This window comes from Geitlerinema sp. CS-897 (assembly GCF_028368005.1).
Taxonomy (GTDB): Bacteria; Cyanobacteriota; Cyanobacteriia; order Cyanobacteriales; family Geitlerinemataceae; genus Baaleninema; species Baaleninema simplex.
The window spans coordinates 1-5873 of sequence record NZ_JAQNCQ010000193.1; the positions used below are offsets into that span (position 1 = coordinate 1).

At 51.9% G+C, this 5873-nt stretch carries 7 protein-coding genes; 2 read left to right on the forward strand and 5 right to left on the reverse strand.

Annotated features, from left to right (window positions below; all coding sequences use genetic code 11):
• The 4 genes from POG22_RS12295 to ffh form a co-directional block, all read right to left on the reverse strand.
• On the reverse strand, positions 1-224 hold a 224-nt coding region (locus tag POG22_RS12295; protein WP_498905530.1), incomplete at its 3' end, for a helix-turn-helix domain-containing protein.
• Between the two features lie 116 nt (positions 225-340).
• A complete protein-coding gene (locus tag POG22_RS12300; RefSeq protein WP_498905532.1) occupies positions 341-922 on the reverse strand; it encodes a DUF3727 domain-containing protein in 582 nt (193 codons plus the stop codon).
• Positions 923-1063: 141 nt separating this feature from the next.
• A complete protein-coding gene (locus tag POG22_RS12305) occupies positions 1064-2062 on the reverse strand; it encodes a zinc-dependent alcohol dehydrogenase family protein (protein WP_498905533.1) in 999 nt (332 codons plus the stop codon).
• 156 nt (positions 2063-2218) lie between these two features.
• Positions 2219-3682, reverse strand: a complete 1464-nt coding sequence (gene ffh / locus POG22_RS12310; RefSeq protein ID WP_498905535.1) for a signal recognition particle protein — start codon at positions 3680-3682, stop codon at positions 2219-2221.
• A 193-nt stretch (positions 3683-3875) separates the two neighbouring features.
• Here ffh and POG22_RS12315 point away from each other — a divergent pair, with 193 nt between their 5' ends.
• Both POG22_RS12315 and POG22_RS12320 read left to right on the forward strand, forming a co-directional pair.
• Complete coding sequence (locus POG22_RS12315; protein ID WP_498905537.1) at positions 3876-4100, forward strand: ssl0294 family protein; 225 nt, start codon at positions 3876-3878, stop codon at positions 4098-4100.
• 121 nt (positions 4101-4221) lie between these two features.
• Positions 4222-5196, forward strand: a complete 975-nt coding sequence (locus POG22_RS12320; RefSeq protein WP_498905541.1) for a TAXI family TRAP transporter solute-binding subunit — start codon at positions 4222-4224, stop codon at positions 5194-5196.
• 194 nt (positions 5197-5390) lie between these two features.
• Here the strand turns inward: POG22_RS12320 and POG22_RS12325 are convergent, their stop codons facing one another.
• Entirely contained in the window at positions 5391-5726 is a 336-nt protein-coding gene (locus POG22_RS12325) for a hypothetical protein (protein WP_498905539.1), read from the reverse strand.
• Positions 5727-5873 lie beyond the last annotated feature (147 nt).

Here is a 5873-nt window from a genome sequence, read left to right on the forward strand (position 1 = left end):
CGCTTAGCCTGAACGTGGTAGTTCGGGAAGGGTGCATCTGCTGGCAAGATAAATTCCTGCCGAATCGAGCACGCATTCACGGGCGACTTGCGGGAATTTAGCCAGTCTTTACGTTCCCACAGAGCAAAATTCCAGACATGGCGGCACACATCAAGAATGCGTTCGATCTCTGAAACCTTCTCCGCCGTTGGCTCTAGCTTAAATTCCCACGTCATGTTTAGCATATCTAAACTGTAGCAAATCTTTTGTAGGTTACTCCCCTCGGTCGCGCTTCGCTACACCACCATCCAAGCTTTCAGCTATGGCTGGAGTACTGCGAAGAATCTGGATAGAATCTGACTCAATCGAGTCCTTCAAAAAGGCGTTCGGCAATCCGGCTTTCTAGAGAAGGCAGAATTGGCTCGATTTTGGCAAACTCTTCTTGCGTCAGCAGTTGTGGCTGAGACGACTCGTCGAGTCGCACCAACACTAACATCGGGTCGAGGGGAACGTAAATCGAATATTCCTGTTCTTTGTGGTAGAAATTGGCCAGCCACATGAGTTCTTCGGCGTCGGGATCGTCGTCGCCTTCTTCATCTAACTCGTCCTCGAGTTCGTCGAGTTCGGGCAGTTCGCCAACTAGGGTGAGCGTGAGTGCCGTTCGCTGTAAGAGTAAGTCGTGTTCGGCGAGAACGGCTTTTGCCGTCTCGAAAATTTCGTCGAGTTCTTCCTCTGAAACGAGAACGGCTTCTTCTTCGTCTTCATCTTCGCCATACCACGCCACGATATCGACCGGCGTATTGACGGGCAGTAAAACGGCGTAATTTTGCCCTCGGACATCGAATTGATGTTCGACGTAACAGGGCAGCGAGCGTCCCACCTCATCGGTCACGATCGAGATCGTGGTGGAAAAACGCCCGTTTTTATGGGGGAGCTGAGTCATATCTTCGGTAAATCTCGGGTCGTATCGTCGAAACGCAAACCCGGCAAAAGGGGTCGATCTTGTTCCCTTACGATAACACGGCAAGGGGGCAAGGGAGAGGGGGAGAGGGGGAGCCGGGGAGAACTTCACCTCATCTCGTCATCACCCGATGAGGAGGGCGATTTTTCCGGTGGTGGAACCGGCTTCGATCGCAGCGTGGGCGGCGGCGGCTTCGGCGAGGGGATAGGTTCGGGTTAGCTGAATTTTCAACTGGCCGCGATCGATGAGCCGGGCGCACTGCTGTAAAATTTTCGCTTGTTCGGCTCGTTCGTCTTTTAAATCCATCAACATCGGCGTTAGCATCAACTCTAAACCGATGCGAAGGTTGCGTTGGCGGGCGGTTTTTAAATTTCCGTCGTCGCTCGGTTGCAGCAGCGTCACGATGTCGCCGTAGACCTTCACCGCTTCGCAGCTTTTATAAAAGGTGTCTTTACCCACCGTGTCGAAGGCCACGTCTACCCCTTCGCCGTTGGTGGCTTCGATCGCCGCTTCGACGAAATCTCGCTCTTTGTACAAAATTGGCAAATCTGCACCCAACTGCTTGACGAAATTCGCTTTTTGTGTATCGCCAATTGTCGTCAAAACGCGAGTCCCTTGGAGTTTGGCCAACTGAACCGCCACGTGGCCGACACCTCCCGCCCCAGCGTGAACCAAAACCGTTTGTCCGGCTTGGATGCGGGCGCGATCGTAGAGGGCTTCCCAGGCGGTAATCAGGACGAGGGGGGCGGCGGCGGCTTCCTCGAAACTGAGGGTTTGCGGTTTCAATGCCAGACAGTGCTGTTCGACAACAGCGTATTCGGCGTAATTGCCGCGAGGGCCGCCCAAGCCACCGTTACAAAAATATACCTCGTCGCCGACATGGAAGCGTTCGGCTTTTGACCCCGTGGCTTCGACAATTCCCGCCCCGTCACAACCGAGAATTGCAGGGGACAAGTCGGGGTAAAACGTCCCCCGCTGACGAACTTTCGTATCGATGGGGTTGACCCCAGCCGCTTTCAGATGGACTAAAACGTCTGTCGGCGATCGCAGTTCCGGTTTCGGCACATCTTGAAGTTGTAGAACCTCGGGCGCACCCGCCGCTGTCATCACTACTGCTTTCATCGATATTTCACCCAACTCTTCACATCACCAATACACAGGCGAGAATTCCGTGCGACGAACTGTCTCCCCCTCTCCCTTGCTCCCCCTCTCCCTTGCTCCCCCTCTCCCCCTCCAAAAACCGATCTCGTTTGGCTGAAATTCAAAACCTTGTCGGGTTTACAAATCCCCAAATCCTTTTTTCTTCTTCTGTTTTTTCTTCTTCTTCCCGCCGGGGCTGGGATAGCCGCGAAAACCGGGGCGAGGTTGGCCGCCACCGCCGCCGAACATTCCGCCGAAGGGGTTCATTCCGCCCATTCCGCCCATTCCGCCCATTCCGGGGAAACCTTGTCCCATCTGCTGCATGAGCGATCGCATTTTTTGGAAGTCGCTGACGAGTTGGCGCACGTCCGTTTCTTCGTATCCCGCACCTGTGGCGATGCGGCGGCGACGACTGGGGGAACTGGCCAAGAGATCGGGATTGCTGCGTTCCTCAGCCGTCATCGAATTAATCATCGATTCGGCGCGTTTGAGTTGCGTTTCCCCTTTTTGCAGGTCTTCATCAGAAAGCTTGTTTCCCATTCCGGGAATCAGCTTCATGACCCCCGCCAGAGACCCCATATTTTTCATCAAGCGAGTTTGCTTGAGGAAGTCCGAAAAGTCGAACTTGGCCGAAAGGATTTTCTCCTGCATTTTCTCGGCGTCGGCCAAATCCACCTCTTCAGCGGCTTTTTCGACGAGGGTGAGAACGTCTCCCATTCCCAAGATGCGCGACGCCATGCGATCGGGGTAAAACGGCTGTAAGGCTTCGACCTTTTCCCCCATCCCCACGAATTTAATCGGCGCACCGGAAATTCGCCGCACTGAGAGAGCCGCACCGCCTCGGGTGTCACCGTCGAGTTTAGTGAGGATCGCCCCGCTAATACCGATTTCTTCGTGGAAGGTGAGCGTCAGGGTGGCGGCTTCTTGACCCGTCATGGCGTCTACCACCAGCAGCGTATCGTGAGGCTGAATGGTTTCTTTGATTTTCGCCAATTCCGCCATCATGTCGCGATCGATTTGCAGGCGTCCGGCGGTATCGACGATGACGGTATCGATATTTTCTTCTTTGGCTTTTTCGACCCCCAGACGGGCGATTTCTACGGGGTCGGTATCGGTTCCCATCTCGAACACGGGAACGTCGATTTGTTGGCCGAGGGTTTTTAACTGGTCGATCGCGGCGGGGCGATAGACGTCTGTGGCCACCAGAAGGCTCGATCGATTCTGTTTCCGCAGGTGCAGAGCGAGTTTGGCCGAGGCGGTGGTTTTACCCGTTCCCTGCAACCCCGCCATGAGGACGATGGTGGGGGCGGTGTCTGCGTGGGCGAGGGGAACGTTGCTTTCCCCCATTACCGACACCAGTTCGTCGTTGACGATTTTGATAAATTGCTGGTCGGGGCGCACGCCAGAGATGACTTCGGCACCCATTGCTTTAGTTTCGACTTCGCGGATGAAGTCTTTGACCACTTGTAGGTTGACGTCGGCGTTGAGGAGGGCGCGACGAACCTCTTTGAGGGCGTCTTGAATGTTCGATTCCGAGATCTTGTCTTGACCTCGAAGTTTTTTCCAGGCTTCTTCTAAGCGATCGGCGAGTGCGTCAAACATGAATGCAGGGGTTGGCAGAACGTGACTGAGTGGAGGTGCAACGTTTTAGGGATCTGTTTGCAACTCTCCATTAATTCAGGATACAACGATCGCCCCATTCCGTTTCTAGTTAATGGCACAGACGAGGCGTTCCGCGTTAGGATTCGATCGTTCCCGAAGCAAACCCTAACTCAAACGCCGAAACGGAAAACCTATGTTTTTCGACGAACTTCAACCCTTTGTCAAAGAACTCGCATCCGAACCGATCGCCTTTCTCGGCGGTTTCGTCTCGGGTGTCCTGCGCCTCGATTTATCTGAGGAGCCAGTAAAAAGCTGGCTCGGCGATACGATGGTGTCGTCTGATTCGTCTTCGTCGGATTCTAACGGAGACGACAATAACGGTAGCAGCAGCGGCCCGCAGTCGATTACGATCGAGTAATTACATGAGGGGAACGGTTCGACCGTTCCCCTTTTTACATTAATTTTGAGCGAAAAACACTGGGAAAACACCACAGAGGCACGAAGAACACGGAGCGCGTGCGGAGGAAACGAAGGTGGGGATGAAAGGGGTTGTGGCGGCGGCGATCGCAGTTTCGGCGACATTGGGGTTAGTGGGGTGCGAGTCGGCGTCTCCTCCCGAGACGATAACGCCGACGGAAACGATCGCGATCGCGGCCGGGGATACAAAGGGTAATTACTATCAAGCGGCGATCGACCTCCGAGACCTGTTACGAGAGAGAGGGTACGCGTTCGAGATTCGCGAAACCACTGGATCGATCGCCAACCTCGAAGCGGTGGGAACGGGAGAGGCGGATTTGGGGTTTTCCCAGTTAGACACCCGCCTCTATTTGGAACAGTTCGGCGACGACGCGCAACGGGAGTCTTTAGACAATACGCAACTGTTTGCTCCCGTGAGTAACGAGGTACTGCATTTAATGGTTCGTCGGGATTCTGGAATCGAGGAAGCGGCGGATCTGGCGGGGAAACGAGTGGCGATCGGTCCGCCGAATTCGGGAACGTTCGTGACGGCGTTCGTGTTTTATACCCTATACGGTCTCGATCCCGAAACCGAACCGAACTTGCAACGCTTGGATATCGAAACGGCTGTCGAGGGCGTTTTGGCAGGGGAGTTGGACGCCGCGTTTTTTACCTCTGCGTTGGGGTCGCCGTTGCTGATGGAACTTTCGGCGGAAGCGGGGGAAGAGATTCGGTTGTTGGCGTTGTCGGAGCGATCGCGCCTCGAAGGATTGGAGGGAATTTACCAACCGACGACGATTCCGGCGAAGACTTATCCTTGGCAATCTGAAGCCGTTCCGACGTTTTCGACATTTTCCTTTATCGTGGTCGATCGCAACTTGGAATCTCAGCAAGTTTATCGGTTAGCTGAAGCGATTTATGGCAAGGCGGAGGCGTTACAAGACAAACATTCGTTTTGGCGTCTGTTGGGTTTGGAAGAGGCAACGCGAGATATTACTATTTCTGATTTAGATTATCATGAAGGCGTCAAAGAATTTGTCGCCGATTCTTCTGAATGAGTTTTTAATTCTTATTGGGAAGTGCGATCGTGACACGAATTACACTTAAGCGATCGTCAGCTATACGACAGATCGTTGATTCAGGTTGAAAGAAAACCGATTTCTGAAACGATTCTCGAGAAACGACGTTAGATGGCATGATATCTCACTAAAATTTAAATTTAAAACTAGACTTGTATTTCCCGAGCAACAATTCACTCAGAAATAACATAATAAATCCAGTCTTTCAAAATGGATATTGCAATAATTTTTCCGAATAATTGTGAAACAAAAAATCGCTTAGCTATATCTTTTCCCAATACTTTTTCTATTTTTTTCACAAAAAGCCTTTTGTCCGTGTCTTGATGATATTCCATGCCATTCAACCATTTTTGTATGGTTTTTTCATCAAATAAAGGTATTTTTTCATATTCATTATTTGAGGCTGGGAAACCCAGACGCATTCCCAAATATTTATTTGGATCTCGATCGATATCATTGCCTAAGTTAATAATTGATATCTGACCATATTTTCGATAATATCCTTCCATATATAACGGCTCTTCCGACCTTGGTGTGTAGGGTAAATGCTTGTAGCCTATATCTGGAAAGGAATTTCGCGATTTGAGCTAACTTTTTATACAGTTTAACAAAAACTCTTGCCCTGTAAGGGTTTCAGCGATTTCTTGCATAGTAAG

Bases quoted from the DNA above. Each gene is read 5' to 3' on its own strand.
- POG22_RS12300 (WP_498905532.1), bottom strand. From the start codon at position 922: ATGACTCAGCTCCCCCATAAAAACGGGCGTTTTTCCACCACGATCTCG.
- POG22_RS12305 (WP_498905533.1), bottom strand. From the start codon at position 2,062: ATGAAAGCAGTAGTGATGACAGCGGCGGGTGCGCCCGAGGTTCTACAA.
- ffh (WP_498905535.1), bottom strand. From the start codon at position 3,682: ATGTTTGACGCACTCGCCGATCGCTTAGAAGAAGCCTGGAAAAAACTT.
- POG22_RS12315 (WP_498905537.1), top strand. From the start codon at position 3,876: ATGTTTTTCGACGAACTTCAACCCTTTGTCAAAGAACTCGCATCCGAA.
- POG22_RS12320 (WP_498905541.1), top strand. From the start codon at position 4,222: ATGAAAGGGGTTGTGGCGGCGGCGATCGCAGTTTCGGCGACATTGGGG.
- POG22_RS12325 (WP_498905539.1), bottom strand. From the start codon at position 5,726: ATGGAAGGATATTATCGAAAATATGGTCAGATATCAATTATTAACTTA.